Raw genomic sequence first — 20406 nt, forward strand, 5'->3', positions numbered from 1 at the left:
TTATTTGTCAAAGAGAACCCCTTATTTCAATGAGTCCCTTTAAGTACTGAAAAATTAATAGTTGAAGAAAAATTTGAGTATTATTTAATCTAAGTTAGAAATTTAACAAGTGACAATAAATAGATTTTTCAGAATAACGATTTTTAAAGTGATATCAGTATTTCTTCGTCAAAGAGCAGCTGCCGTTCTGTCAGATGGCTGAGGGATTGGCTGAACATCCCCCAGCAGAAATCACTCGATCTAAAATTGACTGTGTTTCTTTCTCCATCTTAAATATTGTTATAATGGAGGAGCGCCAAAAGCTGTTTAGCTTTGGCTGCTCTTTTTTGGATAGACCATGGACTTACTAGTTAGGGAGTTGGAATTTGAGATGAATAAGAAAGATATAGCAGATATTCGCAAACGATTTAAACTGGATACTGATTTATTGAAAATCGCAGAAATTTATAACGTATATATCCAGCAGGAAAGCAGTGAGATCTATCATGAAGAAAGCCGCTCATTTTCCATGTTGGACCGGGACCAGCAGGAACTGTTCTTCGATAACTTCAAAAAGGTATTAGGCGGAAAATTGGATGCCAAGATGTTTGAAGTGAAGTTTCAGCCGCAAGAAGAAGGACAGGCAGACCATACACAGCGGCTCCTGTATGAAGGGCTCGAGGCATCTGAAGTTGCTGAATGGAAAGCGAATATGCAGCGCATCGCCTTGAAGATGGTCGAAGAAAGACCTTATGAGAAAGACATGGTGGTGACGTTCATTCGTGGAAAATACCATAAGACGACGAGACGCAAGGCCGATGAAACGGAAATAGACATGCGGGATGAAGTGTATACCACTCCGTTTATCCTTTGCAGCATGAACCAAACCGAATTGCCGAAAAGCTCGCTGGTGTTTGATTTTGTCGAGAAAGAGTATAAGGCGAATGTCTTGGTCGACCCCGTCATTAAATTGGCTTCTCCAATCGGTGGATTCCTGTTCCCGAGCTTTACCGATAACGCTGCAGATATCCATCACATCCTGTATGCGGCGGGCAAAGCAAATAAACCGGATTTCCAGTTTATCGAGAATGTCTTGAATGGCGATGAAATCAGTACGGCTGAGGAAGAAAAAGCGGTATTTGAAGAAATTGTCAAAGCCGTCATTGGCGGTGATGAAGTGAATTCCAGAACACTTGCCGGTGTATACGATGAAATCAATCAGATGTTGGTTGTGGCAGAAGAGGGTGAAGACGACGAAGAGGGTGCCCCTATTTTGGATACGACAGAGATGACACGGGTGCTGAAGGCGAGCGGCGTAAAAGACGTCAGCCCCGAAAAAGTGGAAAGGGCTTTTCAACAAGTGGTCCAAGACAAAACCTATGAAATGAAAGCCAGCCACATCGTTCCAAGCTACGCGTCCAAATCCATCAAAATCAGCACGAAAGTCGCAAATATTTCGATCAGCCCCCAAGACTTACGTTACGTCAAAGAAGTCAATTACAATGGCAAGCGCTGTATCTTGATCGAAGTGGAAGAAGACACGATGATTGAAGGGTTCAAGCTGCTTGCGGAGGAAGAGTTGGAGTAGAAGAGGAACTTGATCCTTGGGCTGGTGATGTAATAGAGAAAGCAGGTGTGTTATGGAGATTGCAGCATTTATCATCATCATTTTGATTGCCTCCATTCTCCAGACGAGTACAGGGTTCGGCTTTTCTATTTTGGCGACACCTTTTCTGCTCTTGCTCTTTAAGCCGGTCGAAGCCATCCAGATAAACTTAATCCTCTCTTTGCTCATATCCAGTGCCTTGATTATGAAAATCAGAAAGGATATTGATTTTGGTATTCTTAAAAGATTTGTGATGGGGAGTTTTGCGGGACTGCCCATTGGCATCGTTCTCTTTTTATCACTCAATTTGGATGGATTGAAGCTGGGTGTAAGCGTCCTTATCCTACTGTTGACAGTGCTGCTCATCTTTAAATTCCGAATCAGCCAAAGCAACAAAACAGATTTGTTCATTGGAGGGCTTTCGGGTTCTCTCACGACAAGTATCGGGATGCCAGGGCCGCCAATTCTGTTGTATTTTTCTGGAACTAACACGAAAAAAGAAGTATTGCGGAGTACAACATTGGCATTTTATCTGTTCATCTATTTTGTCAGTTTAATCCTCCAGATCATTTTTGCGGGGACGAATAGCACCGTCTGGTTATCAAGTTTATGGGGGATTCCTCTCGTGGCGGTAGGGTTATATATCGGACAATTATTATTTGGGCGAATCAATCAACATGCTTTTCGAATTTTCACCTATGTTATCTTATTGTTTACGGGAAGTTATTTGTTGTTGGAGAGTTTAGGTCTACTATAAAACTTTAGGCAGCAGCTGAAACAACACAGTTGGTCACAATTGAAAAAGAGTCTTTCCTTCATCAATCGGGAGAGACTCTTTTTTGAATGTTTCTGGACGTAATGGTCATTTGATGGAGAACTCATCTATTCAGCGAAAGTCCGACAAATATGTGGCCTCAAGAGTAGGTGGATTTAAAACCAAGTTGACAAGTAGGTTTTAATTGTAGTCTAATGTGAATAAGCTTTTTTAGCACGAGTATATAGATTTAGAACGGGCAAAGGAGGATTCAAATGGTACATGAACAATATCCGGTCATCCCACAAGCTGAATCATTTTTTCTGAAAGGAAATAGCACGGGGGTTTTATTGTGCCACGGATTTTTAGGCACGCCGCAAAGCGTAAAGGAATTGGGCGAGGCGATTGCTGCCCGTGGCTATACTGTTTCCTGTCCAAGGCTTCCTGGCCATGGCACGCATTTTAAAGATATTGGGCAGTTTGCCTGCAGTGATTGGTTTGCGCGGGTAGAAGATGCCTATAACGAACTGAAGCTGACCTGTTCAAGCATTTTTGTCATCGGGCAATCTATGGGCGGCACCTTGAGCTTGGATTTGGCCAGCCGCTACCCTGACATTCAAGGGATTGTCCTGATCAATCCAGCGATTGAGATCCCGGCGTTTGAAATATACCGTAACCAGCCGTCTTCCGTTTATGTCACAGAAGGCCAACCGGACATCAAAAGAGCGGATGCGGTGGAAATCACTTATGAGCAAGCGCCGGTCAAAGCATATCAGCAATTACTGCTGTATATGAATGCCGTTGAAGCTAAGCTCTCAAGCGTGCGTTGTCCAGTCGTATGTTTCCAATCACTTGAAGATCATGTGGTGCCGCCGAGCAATACAGATGATATTCTCAGGAAGATCCAGTCAGAAAACAAACAGAAATACGAACTGCATAATTCTTATCACATTGCTTCCATGGACTACGAACTGGAGTTTATCATCGAAAAATCCCTTCAGTTTGTCAAAGAGGTACGCTCCTCGCCAGCAGGGAACAAGTGGTAGGCATTTTACAATAGGGATTTTTCCGGGGAATTTGAACCTGGAAGAATCCTTATTTAAATTAAAATCCAACTGCTTTTATTTTTCTGAAAAGAATTTAAGGATATTGCCGAATTGCCGATAATAAAAGGTGAAAAAGGGAAGAGAAAGATAGAAGAGAAAATTTGGAAATTCTGCTGCCTGCCGTTGTGAAAAACGAACGAAAGGAGGAAGGAACCATGGTGAGGGAAGATCGATTACGCAAAGAGCGCGAGGTGAATCCGTTAACCGATATTTGGCTGCGCACACGCGAAACTGTCCGCTTTGTCATTGACCGGAAATCTGCTAAATACATCATTTTGCTCATTGTCTTGACGGGCTTTGCATCAGGCCTGATTGGACTCATGAATACCCGAAATGCAGATATGCAAGGGTGGGCAGCTATTCTTCAGGCACTGATCACCGGTCCGATAGGGAGTGCGTTTGGCTACTTCTTGGGCGCCGCTATATTGATGCTGGTTGGGCGGTTGTTTAAAGGGACGGCAACTTATCAGGAAATGTTCAAGGCACTTGCCACCGCGCAAATACCGCAAATCTGGCTCTTGCCGCTGCTGATTATCTGGGTTTTTGCGTCACCTGAAACGTTCTTTGCAGACCGGCGGGATGTGGAAGGAGATCCGCTTGTCGTTATCATGTCTCTAGTGATGGCGGTAGTGTCTGTTTGGACCTTCGTCATCGTCTGCAAAGCTGTAGGTGAAGCGCATCGCGTCTCGTCTTGGAAAGGGTTTTTCATTGTCATCCTGCCAGGCATCATAATCACGATCTTTGTTCTGCTTATTGTTTTTGTCTTGTTTGCTTCGTTCTTTAACGGGTTCTGATGGAGCGCTGTTTCAGTAGGGAGCAAGTAAACGCGAGTAGGCAGACGGGTCAGCAGCCGCTTAAGTTTAAAGGGGAAATGATGGGGAAAGCGGTCTGTGGAAGAGTTTGAAATTAGTAGAATACCTAGAAGGAATTGGAGCCGCTGTTTCTGCGATGTCTAAACGCAGAAACAGCGGCTCCAATTTACGTCTTCGTTGCTGTTCAATTCATCTCTTGTCTACTGGAATTCGGATGGGCGGGGTGTTATGGATGCTGAGTCAAATCTGTTGAGAGCAAATATAGAGATATCCAATTCGCTTTTTCCTGCTAAAGCCAATTGGCTCAACACTTCTCCCATGACACTTCCAAATTTAAAGCCATGGCCGGAAAACCCGCAGGCGAAAATGACACGATGATCTTTTGGATGAAAATCCACGATAAAATCATTGTCGCTTGAAAGTGTATACAAGCAAGTTTTGCCTTGCTTCAGTTTGCCGTTTGCATGGTTCAGGTAGAGCTCAAGGCCCTGCCTCAAGTCGCCTTCATCCGATTCATATACTCCAAAGTTCTGGGTCTGCAGATTTGGATCGATCGGCTGTCCGCCATCCGATCTTCCGATTTTCAGTCCCGCTCCATTCAAACTGGGGAAACCATAAAACTTCTTATCCTGGTCTTCTACAAAAAAGGCTGGAAAATGAACGGCATCATACAATTTGGAAGGCGCTTCGAACCAAGCAACAGCTTTACGGACAGGCTGGATCGGCAGCGCCAAATCCGGCAACAGTTTGGCTGCCCATGCTCCGGCCGTGACGATCACTTTCTTGGCATGAAACGTCGTATGTTCGGTCGTGATTTTTACACCTTGTTTGTCATGGAGGTCGATGTGTTGAACGGGTGTATGGGCAACCAGCTGTGCTCCGTGTGCAATCGCCATTTTTTTGTATGCCCGAATGGCATTCTCGCTGTAGAGGATTCCTGATTCGGATTCAAAGCAGCCGATGAAATGCTCAGGTACAGAAAATCCCGGCCATCTTTCGTTGATTTCCTTGCCGGTCAGCATCTCTAACGGTAGGTCATACTTGTGGGCAGCCGCAATGGTCTCCTGAAGAAAGGACGAATCTTGGGGGCCAAGGCCGACGACCCCGGTTTTTTCAAAGATGTTGAAGCCGGTTTGCTGCTCCAGTTCCTCCCACAATTGCTGGGCGCGTTTCACTAACGTAACGTATTGCCTCCCTTCGCCGTAAGCATGGCGAATCAAACGGGTATCGCCATGGTGGCTGCCGTGGATATGTGGGGGATCAAAGGCATCAATCAAAACGGTTTTCACGTTTTGTTGTGCCAAAAAAGCGCCGGCAGCCATTCCCATTGTTCCAGCACCAATTATTGCGACATCATAAATAGTTTCTTTGTTCATTTTTTTCGCTCCGATCTTCCTCGGTAATGAGGTGGTTTTAAAATGACGGTTCGTGTACAAAACAAGGATGAATTATTATTAGATAGTATGGATGACGTGAGTGATTGTCAATCCTCCATTATGCGCTTCAATCGTTAAATTATTTCAACGGGAATTCAGAAACTGTGAGACACTCTGCAATCCAGCTCCATTCGTGGGGGGAAACGCCAAATTTCCGTACAAAATTTTGAGTAAATTCAAAATAGAATAAAAATGTATTTGACATGAGGACCAATGTCAAATATTATCGGTAATATGAAAAAAAATTAAATAACTTATCAAGAGAGACTGAGGGACAGGCCCTGTGAAGTCCAGCAACCATCATTTTTATGAGAGGTGCTAATTCCTGCAGAGTGTTTTATTCTGAGAGATAAGAATTTGGCTGAAACCTCTTTCCTATTGGAAGAGGTTTTTTTCTTTCAAAAGGGGGATGGCAAAAATGATTTTCTTGAGAAGTAGAAAGAAGGAGGTTTGCTGTGGCCTGGAAATATGCAAGAGAAAAAGGAAGACGCCATGTATTGCATAAGCAACTAGCCCTTTGCCGGCACTGCACCGGCAGTAATGACTTTATGTTCGGCTTACATAGCAAGAAAAATCGGCGATTGCCTTTCACCATCAAATTGACTTACGGCTTGTTGCCTAAAAAAGGAGCATGAAAATGAAAAGAAAACATTATGTATTGGGATCACTGTTTTTATCACTGGGTGTAATCGGGGCGTTAAGCGGGTGTTCATCGGAGGAAGCGACAAGTGCCACGGGCGATCAAGTGATTGTGGTAGGAACGCAAAATGACTATCCGCCATTTGCTTTTGCGGATGACACCAATGAATTGACAGGGTATGACGTCGAGATGGTGAAAGCGATCGATGAAAAATTGGATGGCTATACATTCGAGTTTGTCGCCGTTCCGTGGGACAGCATGTTTCTCGCACTCGAATCCAATAAGGTTCAGGCAATCGCAGATCAAGTAGCGAAAACACCTGAACGCCAGGAAAAGTACTTGTTCACGGATGAATCCTATTTTGCAGCGGAAACAGTCATTGCGGTGAAAACCGGAAGAGAAGACATCCAGACGGTAGAGGATTTAGAAGGAAAGGCGGTTGGCGCTTTAGCGGGGGATTCCTATACGCTGTTGCTGGAGGAATACAACGAAACAGCAGAGACGCCTATTGAGTTGAAATACAGCGAAAGTGGAAACCCTTCGGAAATTTTGCAGGACGTGCAAAATGGCCGTGTTGATGCCTACGTGAATGATCCGATTATGATGAATGCGGTATTGGAAAAAAATGATTTAGGGGTAGAAATTGTAGGGCAGCCCTTGGTGAATGATGACATGGGAATTGTGTTGAAAAATGGAGAAGAGGGCGAAAAATTAAAGGCCTTGATCGATCCCATCCTGAAAGAACTGAAAGAAGACGGCACCTTAGCGGACCTGTCGATCGAATGGACTGGCGGAGAATATATCCCCGAATAGGTTTGTGGAAGGAAAGAGAAAATGGAAAATCTACTGGATATACAATTTTTAATCGAAAGTTTTCCTGCTATTATTTCACGGCTCCCGATTACCATCGGGATAGCGGTCGGCTCATTGGTTTTGAGTTTAGTAATCGGGGTTTTTACCGCATTGATCAAAATATACAAAATTCCGGTATTGAGTGTGGTTTCATCGATATACATCTCTTTTGTCAGAGGAACTCCTTTACTGGTCCAAATTTATCTGGTGTTTTATGGCATACCGAAGATCATCTATTTTTTGCAGATTGAATATGGCTGGCTTCAAAACGCCGATGTCAACAGTATCCCGCCTGAAGTATATGCGCTATTGGCATTTTCCATCAATCTGGGCGCTTATTTGTCCGAGACAATCCGGTCCGCGATCGAATCGGTTGATCGGGGGCAATTTGAAGCTGCAAAAGCAATCGGGATGAAGCCTACTCAAATGATGCTTCAAATCATTTTCCCGCAGGCATTGGCAGTCGCGATTCCGAACCTGGGCAATATGTTCATCAGTACGATCAAAGACACGTCTCTTGTTTTCATCATCGGAGTCGTGGATATTATGGGGCAGGCAAAAATTCTTGGCTCCCGCGGATTGGCATTTTTTGAAGTATATATCGCGGTGTCCATCGTCTATTGGATTCTGTGCATTATAGTGGAGCGGTTGCTGGTCAAACTGGAGAAGCGGGCTCGCAGATATGAAAGAGGGATTGTTTCATGATTAAACTGGAAAACATACATAAATACTACGATCGCCACCATGTGCTGAAGGGAATCAACATAAGCGTCAATAAAGGCGAAGTTGTTGCTATTTTGGGACCAAGCGGCTCCGGCAAGTCGACGCTGTTGCGCTGCATCAATTTCCTGGAGCAGCCGACCAGCGGAATCGTGGAAATCGGCGGCAACCGAGTGGACGTTGAATCAGCCAGCAAATCGGATATTTTTGCGTTAAGAACATCGACCGGAATGGTTTTTCAGCAGTACAATCTGTTTAAAAATTTGACCGTGCTGCAGAATGTGATGATCGGATTAACCAGCGTCAAGCAACTGAAGAAAGACGAAGCGAAAAAACAGAGCCTGGAAATTCTCGAACGGGTGGGCTTGTCGAATAAGCTGGGCCATTATCCGGTGCAACTGTCAGGTGGCCAGCAGCAACGGGTTGGCATCGCTCGGGCACTTGCGCTCAATCCGGATGTTCTGTTGTTTGATGAACCGACTTCATCTCTTGACCCGGAGCTGGTTGATGAAGTTTTGGCGACGATCAGAAGTGTGGCAGACACAGGCAAAACGATGTTCATTGTGACCCATGAGCTTAATTTTGCGCGTGAAATCTCGGACCGTGTCATTTTTATGGAAGACGGCGTCGTGATCGAAGAAGGAACGCCTGAGCAGCTCTTTACTGATCCAAAAGTGGAAAGAACCAGGCAATTTTTAAGCAAAGCGACTCGAAACAATTGATAGATGGCGAAAAGAGCTTGGATTTGGAAAGGATGTTTTAGCGTGAACCCGATTGAACAAATTTTGAACCGCTTCCCACTGGTCATTCTTGACGGTGCGATGGCCACCGAGCTTGAGAATTACGGATGCAATTTAAATGACCGCTTATGGTCGGCAAAAGTCTTGATGGAAAACCCGGAATTGATCAAGAAAGTTCACTTGGATTATTTCCAGGCAGGTGCAGATTGCGCAATTACTGCCAGCTATCAGGCGACTATCGAAGGATACCAAGAAAGAGGATTGACCGGGGAAGAGGCAATCGGCTTGATCTCCAAGTCTGTTGCACTTGCAGCAGAAGCCCGTGATGAATTTTGGGCAGGTTTGCAGGATCAATCGAACAGGCCGAAACCGTTCGTTGCCGCTTCTGTCGGGCCATATGGTGCATTCCTATCGGATGGTTCTGAATACCGGGGCGATTATTCGGTGAGCGAAGAGGAATTGATTGCCTTCCATAAAGAACGGATGCGGGTATTGGTTGGAGCGGGTGCAGATATTCTAGCGTGTGAAACCATCCCGTGTCTGGCGGAAGCTAAAGCAATCGTCAAAGTATTAAAGGAGTTTCCGGATGTCTATGCGTGGTTCAGTTTCAGCGCAAAAGACGAACACCACATAAGCGATGGAGAGAAAATTGCCAAATGTGCGGAGTGGTTGGATGGCCAACAGCAAGCAGCGGCCATCGGCATCAATTGTTCAGCGCCCCATATAATTGAATCGTTGATCACCGAGGTGAAGAGCCAGACCAGCAAACCGGTCATCGTGTATCCGAATTCAGGCGAAGAATACGATCCGGCAAGCAAGACATGGGGGGAAGGTTCTTCAGCAAACCAGTTTACCTCAAACACACGCCGTTGGCATGAAGCCGGTGCACAGATAATCGGAGGGTGTTGCAGAACTGCTCCTGAAGATATCACAGCGATTGCTGCGTGGGCCCGTAAATAGATGTTCCGTTGCTTGAAGAGGCATCAGAGAGCCATATGGAGCGCCTGGTTATAAGTAGTTTTTTGGTGTCAGCAATTAAATATAAGCCGGTAACATTTCATTGCCAACTTTAGTTTAAATAGATAAGAGAATAGAAGGATCAAAAAGCGGGAAGATGCGAAACTTCGAAAAGAGGTTCTCTTCCCGTTTTTTTGTTTTTCAGGATTTCTTGATTCTAGTATATGAGTTCAGGCATCACAAAGTAGAGCCGCCTCAATTCGCTTTCATTTGGTTTATACAATCCAAAGTTCTGTCTAAGCCTCTTTTATGATGTTTATATAAATGAGCGATTGGCAGTGGCTTTCAATAATCAAGCAAGCGGCCATTGTCATGCCACTGGCCGTACATTTTATTTTCCCTTGTACTTTCAATGAACTTCTCCAATCTTTTATTGAAAAGTTCAGGATCTTTTTTATGGCTTTGGATGGTATCGATTCGGATTCTTCTATAGAGTTCGGGAAAGTTCAGGAAGTTTTGATAAACTTGAGCCTCTTTTTTCAGGCGTGCTTCAATCTCTTTATCGATGACAAAGGACTCAAGGCGCATATCGGGCAAAATTCGCCGTCCTCTTTCTGTCATCAACCCCAATTTCTCCAATCTTCGTATCCTCTCTTTGTTCAACTCCGTAAAATTACTGTTTTTCTTTCGTGGCGAAAGCCGCTGGACCGTCTCCGTATCGGACAGTTTCTTTTTTGTGCTGTCGATCCAGCCGAAACATAAGGCTTCTTCCACTAAATCTAAATACTGGATGACTCCTGGTTGTGCCTTTGTACTGACGACCACCCAGCAGAACTTTTCTGTTGTTGAATTTTCCTCGAGCCACTCCCGCAATTCCTGCCGTGTCTTCACGTTGAGTAAATTCTCAATTTCCATTTGGGCCATATCCTTTCTTAAAGGAATATCTGCCTTTAGTATAATGGGTAAAAAATTCTATTGGAAATGTACGGGTCCCACTTGCAGAACGTATTCAGAATAGCCGAGTTCAATGGATATACAATGAGCTTTATTTAAGCATCGCAGGGTGATGGAAAAACAAAGAGGGGCCCTAAATTGGCCCCTCTTTGTTGCGTTCATTATTGATTTCCACCTTTTGTTCAAGTAAGAAGTGGGATATTCATCGTCGTTTCAGCAGGCTTGGTTTCAACGATGATTCTTCCGTTGCGGATCGAGTAAAGCACGGAAGCCTGCGTCCGGATTGCTTCGTATTCAGATTCGGAATCGATGACGATCAAGTTGGCTTGATGGCCTTCTTTGATGCCGTAGCCTTCTTCGATTGCGAGCGTTTTGGCGCCATTGATGGTGATCAGGTCGAGCGCTTTTACGATATGGGCGTAATCGGTCATATGGCAGGCATGCAGTCCGGTATCGACGACACTCATCAAGTTGCCGTCACCAAGCGGGTACCACGGATCCATGATTGAATCGAGGCCGAAGCAGACATTGATGTCATCTGCCAGCAATTCTTTCACGCGTGTGATGCCGCGGCGCGCCGGATGGCCATCAAAACGTCCCTGCAAATGGAGGTTGGCTTTTGGCAGCGACACAAAGTTGATCTTGGCTTTTCTTAAGGTCTGGAACAATTTGTACGTGTAGGCATTGCTGTAGGAAGCCATGGCCGTCGTATGGCTGGCGGTTACACGATGTCCGATGCCCAATTTCAATGCTTCGCCTGCCAGCACTTCCAGGTACCTGGATTGGTCATCATCAATCTCATCACAATGGATATCGACCAATTTGTCGTATTTGACGGCCAGTTCCAGCGCCTTAACTACTGAGCGGACCCCGTCTTCCCGGGTCAATTCATAATGTGGAATGCCGCCGATGACATCAGCGCCCATTTCCAAAGCCTTGATCAGCAGTTCTTCCCCATCCGGTTTGGTATACAAGCCTTCTTGAGGAAGCGCCACAATCTGCAGATCCATCCACGGTTTAATTTCTTCTTTTATTTCCAATAATGCCTCAAGGCCTTTTAATGTCGGATCGCTGACATCCACATGCGTCCGTACATGCTGGATGCCGTGTTCTAGCTGCATCTTGATCGCCTGTAACGCTCTTTTTTTAATATCGTCTTTTGTTTCCGTTACGAGTTGTTTTCGTTCAGACCAAATTTCTATCCCTTCGAAGACAGAACCCGATTGGCTCCATCGCGGCGTTCCCGCTGTCAGCACGTAGTCCAAATGGATATGCGGCTCTACGTAAGGGGGCAACACGATTTTTCCTTTTAAGTCGATGGTTTGCCCATCAGTTGCCTCAGCCGAATTTGCTGCTTGTTTGATGGAGTTGATTTGATCTGCTTGAATCAAGATATCCCATTTTCCTTCTTGTCCATAAAGTTTTGCGTTTTTCAATAACATTTTGCATACTTCCTTTCGTGAAAATTTTTCTGTTCGGCTCTTTTTTTAAAGCTTTAGCGAGACCAGTCCTTCTCGCCAATAGATAACTAGTCACCTCACTGGCATCGTATCAAAACCCAGGAGAATATGCTGACCCGACCCCTTATCCATGGTAGTTGGATGAGGTTTATCAGCCTCCAAATCTTCCTTATAACTTCCGTGCTTCTTCCAAGACTTTCCTTCATAATAAAGAAAACGTGAAACGGAAGCGGAAAAAACGTGTTATCTATACTTTCCTATAGGATTCCCAGTCTGATAAAAAGGAGACGATCATGATGCACGAACTCTACATCAAACAAAAGGTATTCAGTTTGAGCGGCAAGTTTACCGTGAAGGATAAGGAACAGAAGGATGTCTATTATGTGGAAGGCAGCTTTCTCCAGATTCCTAAGACCTTCTCCATTATGAATATGGCAAGAGATGAAGTCGCCCTCATCACCAAAAAGACCTTCAGCTTTCTGCCAAAGTTCTTTGTTGAAGTGAACGGACAGGAGCGGCTAACGATTAAAAAGGAGTTTTCCTTGTTCAAAGCCCGTTATACGATCGACGGAACTGGAGTTGAAATCCGTGGGAACTGGTGGGATATGGATTTTCAAATACTGCAGAACGGGGAAGTGATCGGCCAGGTGAACAAAGAATGGTTCAGCTGGGGAGACAGTTATAAAATCCAAATCTTAAATGACGAGTTGGAGGAGGTCGTCATCGCCATTGTCGTGGCGATCGACTGCGTCAAAGCCGACCAGGCGGCTGCAGCTTCCGGAGGGGCGTAGTCTTATCGTACCCATTCTGTTCGGTGTTTCAGTTTTCTTCGCAGCCGCTCTAGTGGTAGGGAGAGCTGTAAAAAAAAGACTTTTAAGAAAAGCATAAAGAGGCTGTCCAGACGTCATTCATATGGCGAAAGGACAGCCTTTTTTGATGTAACATCAGCCTTGTCCAGACAAGCCCGACAAAGATGACTTTCCTTGTCGTTGAATGCGCTTCCAACCGAGGGCTATGATGAAGACACATCATAGAGAGAGAAATTGAATATAAGTTTTTAGGCAGAGGGTATTATGCAAAAAAATTCCTAGCAGCCTCGCATTTTTTGAAGGCTGTCATTCAGCCTAACCAACTAAACTCCAAAGGAGAGATCACATGAAAGATTCAAAAACGAAAGTTCGGATACAAAAGTTCGGCAATTTCCTGAGCTCCATGGTTTTACCGAATATCGGCGCGTTTATCGCCTGGGGATTGATTACAGCCCTATTCATCCCAACAGGATTTTACCCGAATGAAAACCTGGCTTCACTGGTAGGGCCGATGGTTACCTACATGCTGCCGCTTCTGATCGGTTACACAGGAGGCCGGCTGATTTACGATCAGCGCGGGGGAGTGGTCGGGACCATCGCGACAATGGGTGTCATTGTCGGAGCTCCCGATACGCCAATGTTCCTGGGCGCCATGATCATGGGTCCACTGGGCGCGTATGCCATCAAGAAATTTGACCAATTGATCGAAGGGAAAGTCCGGACTGGCTTTGAAATGCTGGTCAATAACTTCTCTGCCGGCATCCTCGGCGGCGCACTTGCCATTCTTGCATTTCTCGGCATCGGACCCGCTGTAAGCTCCTTTACCGGAGTTCTGGTTTCAGGTGTGGACTGGTTGCTGGAAGCAGGCTTATTGCCATTGACCAGCATTTTGATCGAGCCGGCGAAAATTCTGTTCCTGAATAACGCCATCAATCACGGCGTATTGACGCCGATCGGCTTGGAGCAAGTTCAGCAGACAGGAAAATCAATCCTGTTCTTGCTGGAAGCGAATCCAGGACCGGGACTCGGCGTACTGCTTGGGTTTATGCTGTTTGGAAAAGGCATTGCCAAGCAATCAGCTCCCGGCGCGGCCATCATTCACTTTTTCGGGGGAATTCATGAAATTTATTTCCCATACGTATTGATGAAGCCGATGTTGTTGTTGGCTGTTATTTTCGGCGGAATGAGCGGCGTCTTTACGCTTGTCTTAATGGGTGGCGGACTGGTTGCCCCTGCATCGCCGGGAAGCATTTTAGCCATTGCCGCGGTTACACCGCCCGAAAGTATGGCGTACCTGGCCAACTTTGCGGCCGTCTTTGTGGCAACGGCTGTGTCTTTCGCCATTTCAGCCGTCGTGTTGAAATCGAGCAAACAAACAGATGAAGACATAGAAGAAGCCACGAAGAAAATGGAACAGATGAAAGGGAAAAAGAGTTCTATTTCCCGGGAAATAACGTCACCTGCAGGAACTGTCAGCGGCGTATTCCCATCCAATGTGCAAAAAATCGTTTTTGCCTGCGACGCCGGAATGGGGTCCAGTGCCATGGGTGCTTCTCTTCTCCGCAAGAAAGTAAAAGAAGCGGGATTGGGTGTAATCGTTACGAATACTGCAATCAGCACCATCCCATCCGATTCCCAAATCGTCATTACGCAGGAAAAACTAACGCCGCGTGCCGAAAATAAGGTTCCGGATGCTTACCATATTTCAGTCGACAACTTCCTATCAAGCCCTGAGTACGACAAACTGATCGACCGTCTGCAAAATGGTGCGACGGGTGAGCAGCATGAGCTTGTCGAAGAAAGCGAAGCGGTGGTTCCGCATAATGCGGAAGACGATCAGTTATTGCTGGAGGAAAACGTCTTTATGAACCAGAAGTTCCGCACAAAAGAAGAAGCGATCCGATTCGCGGGTGAGGCTTTGGTCAAAGGCGGATATGTCGAAGCGTCCTATGTGGATGAAATGATGAAACGTGAGGAAATCACGACGACCTATATGGGCAATAATGTCGCGATTCCACACGGCACGGAAGATGCCAAGAAATCTGTCCTTAAATCAGGCTTTACTGTTGTTCAAGTTCCAAATGGAGTAGACTTTAATGGAGAAAGCGCAAAAATGATTTTCGGCATTGCCGGAAAGGATGGCACGCATTTGGAAATCCTTTCAGGAATCGCCATCGTATGCGCGGAACAGCTCAATGTGGATAAGCTGGTGAATGCGAAGTCCGCTAAGGAATTAATCGCCATCATCAACAGCAATTAAATAGCAGCAATGGAAAGGCGGGGATTCCTGCCTTTTTGTGCTATATAAGTTGAACGAAAGAATTATCATTCCTATACCGCTTCGGCGCAAGCAAGCTGTTTTGCGGAATATCGGTTATTAAAAATTAGCAGTTCAACTTATATAGCTACATTTTCTGCTCTTGAAAGGCATCCAAAAGTGAAATGAGTGAAATCGATGTTTATTACATTTAGGGAAAAATCCGTTATCGAGTTGATCGTCAGGACCTCCGGAAAACATACGGTCCATTCACTGTCTTCGTATCTGGATGTCAGTGCCCGGACAATTCAGCGGGATTTGAAATCCGTCGGGAAGCTGTTGAAGCAATTTGATTTAACCGTGGAACGTACGGGAGATGAAGGGCTTTTTATTGCGGGACCGAATGAGCAAGTCTACCGCCTGATACAGAATTTGATCGCCGTCACCCCGGCGGATGAAACGCCGGAAGAGAGAAAGTTGAAGCTGCTGGTTATTCTGCTGCACGAAGGCCCGTTTTTTAAAAAGCAGATGCTTGCCGGCCAATTGGGGATCAGCACTGCCACATTGACTGCCTATTTGGATGATTTAACGGATTGGCTTCGAAAGTTTTCAATCGAGTTGTCACGGACAAGAGGCGTCGGTATAGAAATAAATGGCGGAGAAGCCAATAAACGCCATGCATTAGGCGGTTACATTCTTGCCCATTTTTATGAAGAGATGGTTGAAGGTTTGTATTTTCTTCAACAGGGAAAAAACCAGGAAGAGAAAATTCTAGGCTACTTTTCACCCAAATACTTGGTAGTCGTGGATGGACTGATAGATCAAAAGATCAATAAGGAACAAACAAGATTGGCCGACAGTGATTATATTGGATTGGTGGTCTACAGCTGCCTGGTTCTTCAACGCACAGAAGCTGGTTTCCAGTTGGAAGCGGCGGATAGTGGGGGACAGGACGCCAACAACGAATATCGTTTGATGGAGAATGTTTGCAAAGAGTTGAGAAACGAGCTTTCAGTTGGGCTGACTAGAGAAGATATTCATTTTTTGACAGTAATTTTAAAAGGTTCGAAAGTGCAAGCTGCTGATTTGGCTTATTACGACAGCGTGCTGCTCGGCGGGCTGATAAAAAATCTGATCCGCGACGTTTCATCTCAGCTGCATGTCGATCTGGCTGATGACTTTTCGCTGTATCAGGGACTTCTCGCGCATATGGGGCCTTCGATTTTCCGGTTAAACCAAAAGCTTGAATCCTTTAATCCGTTGACTGATGAAATCAGGCGGAAATACCCGGTGCTGTTCATGGCGGTCAAGCAAGGCCTGGAAACTGAATTCAAGGAGCTGGACTTTTCGGCTGATGAGACGGCTTTTATTGTTCTGCATTTCGGCTCAGCTTTGCTGATGAGGGAGGAAAAGGTCCGGATTGACGCCGTCGTCATCTGTCCGACAGGCATCGGGACTTCCAAGATGCTGGCAAGCCGGATTCAAAAAGAGCTGCCTGAAATCAATTCAGTGAAAGTGTTATCCATCAACGATTTCCAATCAGCGCAATTTCAGGATTACGACCTGGTGATTTCGACGATCCGGCTGCCCATCACAGAAGTGGATTATATTATGGTGAGCCCTTTATTGAGTGACAGCGATATCGGCTATATCGAGAGCTACCTGCAAAAAAATGTCGAGAAGATCACCGGCAAAAAGCATTACCTGAATCCTGAAAATCCTGCAGAAAACGCACTTGCGGATGACCGCCCCAATATACAGAACGTCCTGCGGGAAATAAAAGAAGTGCAGGGCAGCATGGAAGCGATCTTGGCCAACTTCAAGGTCCTCAACAAACACAGGGCCACGGATCATTGGAAGGTTTTACAGGAAGTAATGGAACGGGCGAAAGTGGAGGGGCTGATTACAGACGCAGCCTCTGCTATGCACGAATTGAAAGAGCGTGAAAAAAAAGGCGGATTGGGGATTCCGGACACCAATATGGCACTTTTCCATTGCCGGGATGACTCTATTCAACAACTGGTATTCCAAATAATCCATTTGGACGATCCGCTTTTGGTCAAAGGGATGGACGGCAAAGACATGCAGATGAAAAACCTGATGCTGATGTTGGCGCCAACCATGCTGACGGGAAAAGAGCAGGAAATACTTAGCTTAATCAGTACTAGCCTGATCGAAAGTGATGTATCCATGATGATTTTCTCGTCATCCAATGAGAAAGTGATCCGGCAGAAATTAGAAGATATTTTCTTGGATTATCTACAAAATAATTTGATAAAGGAATGATGATCAATGAAACAAGCAGTTCATTTTGGAGCAGGAAACATTGGCAGAGGGTTTATCGGAGCTTTATTTTCTGAATCGGGATACCACGTGACATTTGTGGATGTTGCAGAACAGGTCATCAACAAACTGAATGAAGAAAAAGGCTATCAGGTGAAAATGGCTCAGCCGCAGGAAGAATCCATCACCATCAAAAACGTGTCGGGCATCAATAATATGACGCATGACAACGAAGTAATCGATGCGATTCAACAAGCGACTTATTTGACTACGGCAATCGGCCCGAACATCCTGCCGAGAATCGCCCCGTTGATGGCCCGTGGCATAGCGAAGCGCGTAACGGCAACAGACGACAAGCTTTATGTCATCGCCTGTGAAAACCAGATTGGTGCAACGGATATCCTGAAGCAGCATATACTGGATAACCTCGACGAAGATACAAAGAACCAGCTGGAAGGGAAGATCTATTTCTTCAATTCGGCTGTAGACCGAATCGTGCCGATCCAGGATCAAAGTTCACTGGACGTATTGGTTGAACCTTATTACGAATGGGTCGTGGAAACGACTGGAGACATCCCGCCGGTAAACGGCATGAAAATGGTCAAAGACCTTGCGCCGTTCATTGAACGGAAGCTGTTTACAGTAAACACAGGCCATGCCGTTATTGCCTACTTGGGTTATCTGGCAGGAAAATCGACGATCGACGAAACTTTGGCTGATGAGAAGATTGTGGATCAGGTCAGAGAGACGCTCAAGGAGACGGGCGCTTATCTGGTGAAGGAATATGGCCTTGATGAAGAAGAACACTTGGCTTATATCAACAAGAACATTGAACGTTTCAAAAATGCCTATTTGAATGACGGCGTTACACGAGTCGGGCGTGCACCGATCCGCAAGCTGGGTCCTGAAGATCGGCTGATCCGTCCCGCAACCCAGGCCCAAAAAGCAGGATTGCCTTACACCAACCTGGCGAAGGCGATTGCCGCTGCGCTGTCGTTTGATTATCCAGAAGATGAAGAAGCGATGGAAATCCAGGAAATGATCCGGAAAGACGGACCGGCGGCTGTTTTGAAAACAGTCAGCGGACTTCCTGAAGACAGCGAAATCACCAAAGAAGTGCTGCGCCATTATGAGGCTTTACAAGGCCGATAAAATACAAACCATGATAGCGTAAAAAATTTCTTTTGCCATCCTATAAGCGAAGCCCAAATGCAGACATTCTGGACAAAGTCCGCATTTGGGCTTTTCAGGCATATTTCCTCTTAAAATGGACATCTTTCTTTTTTAGCTGCATTACTTAAGTTATAATTGACAGGCAAAAGCAGATGGGTATAATCGATGGATATGATATAATTGCATGATTGAGGCAGAAAAGGTGCGTTTTTTGGTTGAGCCTGGCTTTTTGTATTATTTGATCAGGAGCAAGCTGCACCTATTTGCAAATATACGGGATAAGGACGGTTATAATGGACAACCTACAAAAAAAACGAAACGTCATCTTAATCGGTGCTGGAATCATGAGCGCGACTTTGGGATCAATGCTTAAAGAGCTAGCGCCAGACTGGAATATCAAAGTGTTTGAAAAACTTGAAAAAGCGGGATCTGAAAGTTCCAACGAATGGAATAATGCAGGAACCGGACATGCCGCATTATGCGAGCTGAACTATACACCGGAACAGGCGGACGGTTCTATTGAAATCAAAAAAGCAATCAACATCAACGAACAGTTCCAGCTGTCACGACAGTTTTGGTCGTTCCTTGTAAACAATAAACGCATCGTGAATCCTCAGGACTTCATCATGTCGATTCCTCACATGAGTTTGGTGCAGGGAGAAGACAATGTCCGCTTCCTGAACAAGCGGTTTGAAGCATTATCCACCAGCCCTTTATTCAAAGGAATGGAATATTCCGCTGATCCTGCAAAACTGAAGGAATGGATTCCGCTTATCATGGAAGGCCGTTCTCCAAATGATGTGATGGCAGCCACCAAAATCGATTCCGGGACGGACGTCAACTTTGGCGCGTTAACGGAAATGCTTTTTGACCACCTGAAAGAAGAACAGGTCGAGATTAATTACAAGCATGCTGTAAAAGACATTAAACGCAGTGGCGACGGCACTTGGGAAGTGAAAGTGCAGGACCTTGCAAACGATAAAATCGAATACCATAACGCTGACTTCGTCTTTATCGGCGGCGGCGGCGGAAGCTTGCCTTTGCTTCAAAAAACAGGCATTCCGGAATCCAAGCATATCGGCGGATTCCCGGTAAGCGGGATGTTCCTGGTCTGCAATGATCCGGAAATCGTCGAGCAGCATCACGCAAAAGTATACGGAAAAGCGAAAGTCGGAGCTCCTCCGATGTCAGTGCCGCATTTGGACACACGCTTTATCGACAACAAGAAATCCCTATTGTTCGGACCGTTCGCAGGATTTTCTCCGAAGTTCCTGAAAACAGGATCGAACTTGGACTTGATCGGATCTGTAAAACCGAACAACGTCTTCACGATGCTGGCTGCAGGCGCAAAAGAGATGTCATTGACCAAATATCTGATCCAGCAGGTCATGCTGTCGAATGAAAAGCGCGTAGAAGAATTGCGCGAATTCATCCCGACTGCCAAACTTGAGGACTGGGATGTCGTTGTTGCAGGACAACGTGTACAGGTCATCAAAGATACGGATAAAGGCAAAGGAACTCTTCAGTTTGGTACAGAAATTGTGACCGCTGCTGATGGTTCAGTTGCTGCATTGCTCGGAGCTTCTCCAGGTGCATCCACGGCCGTTCATGCGATGCTTGAAATCTTCAAAAGATGCTTCCCGGACCAAGTTGGCGAATGGGAACCAAAAATCAAAGAAATGATTCCGTCTTATGGCGTTGCATTGTCTGAAAACCCAGAGCTTCTTCAGGAAATTCATATTTCAACAGCAAAAGCACTTCAGCTGGATGAAAAAAGTCCTGTAGGAATATAAGCTTACAAAATAATTAGGTAAGCCCCTCTCATGAAAGTCGATGAGAGGGGCTTTTTTTGGACAGTTTTATCTACA

The 20406-nt window shown here is 45.5% G+C and carries 17 protein-coding genes and 1 riboswitch; of the genes, 14 read left to right on the forward strand and 3 right to left on the reverse strand.

Translation table 11 applies throughout. The features are described 5' to 3' along the window. Positions 1–370 precede the first annotated feature (370 nt). The 4 genes from AC1MEO_RS13645 (at position 371) to AC1MEO_RS13660 (ending at position 4239) form a co-directional block, all read left to right on the forward strand. Complete coding sequence (locus AC1MEO_RS13645; RefSeq protein ID WP_480331239.1) at positions 371–1567, forward strand: DUF4317 domain-containing protein; 1197 nt, start codon at positions 371–373, stop codon at positions 1565–1567. A 52-nt stretch (positions 1568–1619) separates the two neighbouring features. Next, a complete protein-coding gene (locus AC1MEO_RS13650; RefSeq protein ID WP_480331241.1) occupies positions 1620–2342 on the forward strand; it encodes a sulfite exporter TauE/SafE family protein in 723 nt (240 codons plus the stop codon). Between the two features lie 272 nt (positions 2343–2614). Continuing rightward, positions 2615–3385 (forward strand): alpha/beta hydrolase, encoded by a 771-nt coding sequence (locus tag AC1MEO_RS13655; RefSeq protein WP_480331243.1) that lies wholly within the window; start codon positions 2615–2617, stop codon positions 3383–3385. A gap of 215 nt (positions 3386–3600) precedes the next feature. Next, a complete protein-coding gene (locus tag AC1MEO_RS13660; protein WP_480331245.1) occupies positions 3601–4239 on the forward strand; it encodes a Yip1 family protein in 639 nt (212 codons plus the stop codon). 218 nt (positions 4240–4457) lie between these two features. Here AC1MEO_RS13660 and solA read toward each other — a convergent pair whose 3' ends face one another. Beyond that, positions 4458–5633, reverse strand: coding sequence for an N-methyl-L-tryptophan oxidase (gene solA, locus AC1MEO_RS13665; RefSeq protein WP_480331247.1), 1176 nt, complete (start codon positions 5631–5633; stop codon positions 4458–4460). Positions 5634–5944: 311 nt separating this feature from the next. Next, positions 5945–6049: riboswitch (SAM riboswitch) on the forward strand. A gap of 99 nt (positions 6050–6148) precedes the next feature. Here solA and AC1MEO_RS13670 point away from each other — a divergent pair. Genes AC1MEO_RS13670 through mmuM form a run of 5 tightly spaced genes read left to right on the forward strand, consistent with a single transcriptional unit; the run spans position 6149 to position 9605 of the window. Beyond that, positions 6149–6328, forward strand: coding sequence for a hypothetical protein (locus tag AC1MEO_RS13670; protein WP_480331249.1), 180 nt, complete (start codon positions 6149–6151; stop codon positions 6326–6328). 2 nt (positions 6329–6330) lie between these two features. Then, complete coding sequence (locus AC1MEO_RS13675; RefSeq protein ID WP_480331252.1) at positions 6331–7146, forward strand: transporter substrate-binding domain-containing protein; 816 nt, start codon at positions 6331–6333, stop codon at positions 7144–7146. A 21-nt stretch (positions 7147–7167) separates the two neighbouring features. Continuing rightward, a complete protein-coding gene (locus AC1MEO_RS13680) occupies positions 7168–7890 on the forward strand; it encodes an amino acid ABC transporter permease (protein WP_480331254.1) in 723 nt (240 codons plus the stop codon). Then, positions 7887–8627, forward strand: a complete 741-nt coding sequence (locus AC1MEO_RS13685) for an amino acid ABC transporter ATP-binding protein (protein WP_480331256.1) — start codon at positions 7887–7889, stop codon at positions 8625–8627. Before AC1MEO_RS13680 ends, AC1MEO_RS13685 begins: the two co-directional genes overlap by 4 nt. Positions 8628–8669: 42 nt before the next feature. Next, the gene (gene mmuM / locus AC1MEO_RS13690) at positions 8670–9605 is read left to right on the forward strand and encodes a homocysteine S-methyltransferase (protein ID WP_480331258.1); all 936 of its coding nucleotides are present in this window, start codon (positions 8670–8672) and stop codon (positions 9603–9605) included. 342 nt (positions 9606–9947) lie between these two features. Here mmuM and AC1MEO_RS13695 read toward each other — a convergent pair whose 3' ends face one another. After that, the gene (locus AC1MEO_RS13695; RefSeq protein ID WP_480331260.1) at positions 9948–10517 is read right to left on the reverse strand and encodes a YdeI/OmpD-associated family protein; all 570 of its coding nucleotides are present in this window, start codon (positions 10515–10517) and stop codon (positions 9948–9950) included. Positions 10518–10738: 221 nt separating this feature from the next. Continuing rightward, a complete protein-coding gene (gene codA, locus AC1MEO_RS13700; RefSeq protein ID WP_480331262.1) occupies positions 10739–11998 on the reverse strand; it encodes a cytosine deaminase in 1260 nt (419 codons plus the stop codon). 314 nt (positions 11999–12312) lie between these two features. On the opposite strand from codA, the gene AC1MEO_RS13705 reads away from it, so the two are divergent. The 5 genes from AC1MEO_RS13705 (at position 12313) to AC1MEO_RS13725 (ending at position 20331) form a co-directional block, all read left to right on the forward strand. Next, positions 12313–12807, forward strand: coding sequence for an LURP-one-related/scramblase family protein (locus AC1MEO_RS13705; RefSeq protein ID WP_480336099.1), 495 nt, complete (start codon positions 12313–12315; stop codon positions 12805–12807). Positions 12808–13171: 364 nt separating this feature from the next. Further along, complete coding sequence (locus AC1MEO_RS13710) at positions 13172–15085, forward strand: PTS mannitol transporter subunit IICBA (RefSeq protein ID WP_480331264.1); 1914 nt, start codon at positions 13172–13174, stop codon at positions 15083–15085. Between the two features lie 195 nt (positions 15086–15280). Then, positions 15281–17368: a BglG family transcription antiterminator gene (locus tag AC1MEO_RS13715; protein WP_480331266.1), complete on the forward strand. Its 2088-nt coding sequence runs from the start codon at positions 15281–15283 to the stop codon at positions 17366–17368. 6 nt (positions 17369–17374) lie between these two features. Continuing rightward, on the forward strand, positions 17375–18517 hold the full coding sequence (locus AC1MEO_RS13720; RefSeq protein ID WP_480331268.1) for a mannitol-1-phosphate 5-dehydrogenase: 1143 nt from the start codon (positions 17375–17377) through the stop codon (positions 18515–18517). 314 nt (positions 18518–18831) lie between these two features. Then, complete coding sequence (locus tag AC1MEO_RS13725; RefSeq protein WP_480331270.1) at positions 18832–20331, forward strand: malate:quinone oxidoreductase; 1500 nt, start codon at positions 18832–18834, stop codon at positions 20329–20331. The last annotated feature ends 75 nt before the right edge of the window (positions 20332–20406 follow it).

It is taken from the genome of Planococcus sp. BI3 (assembly GCF_056680115.1).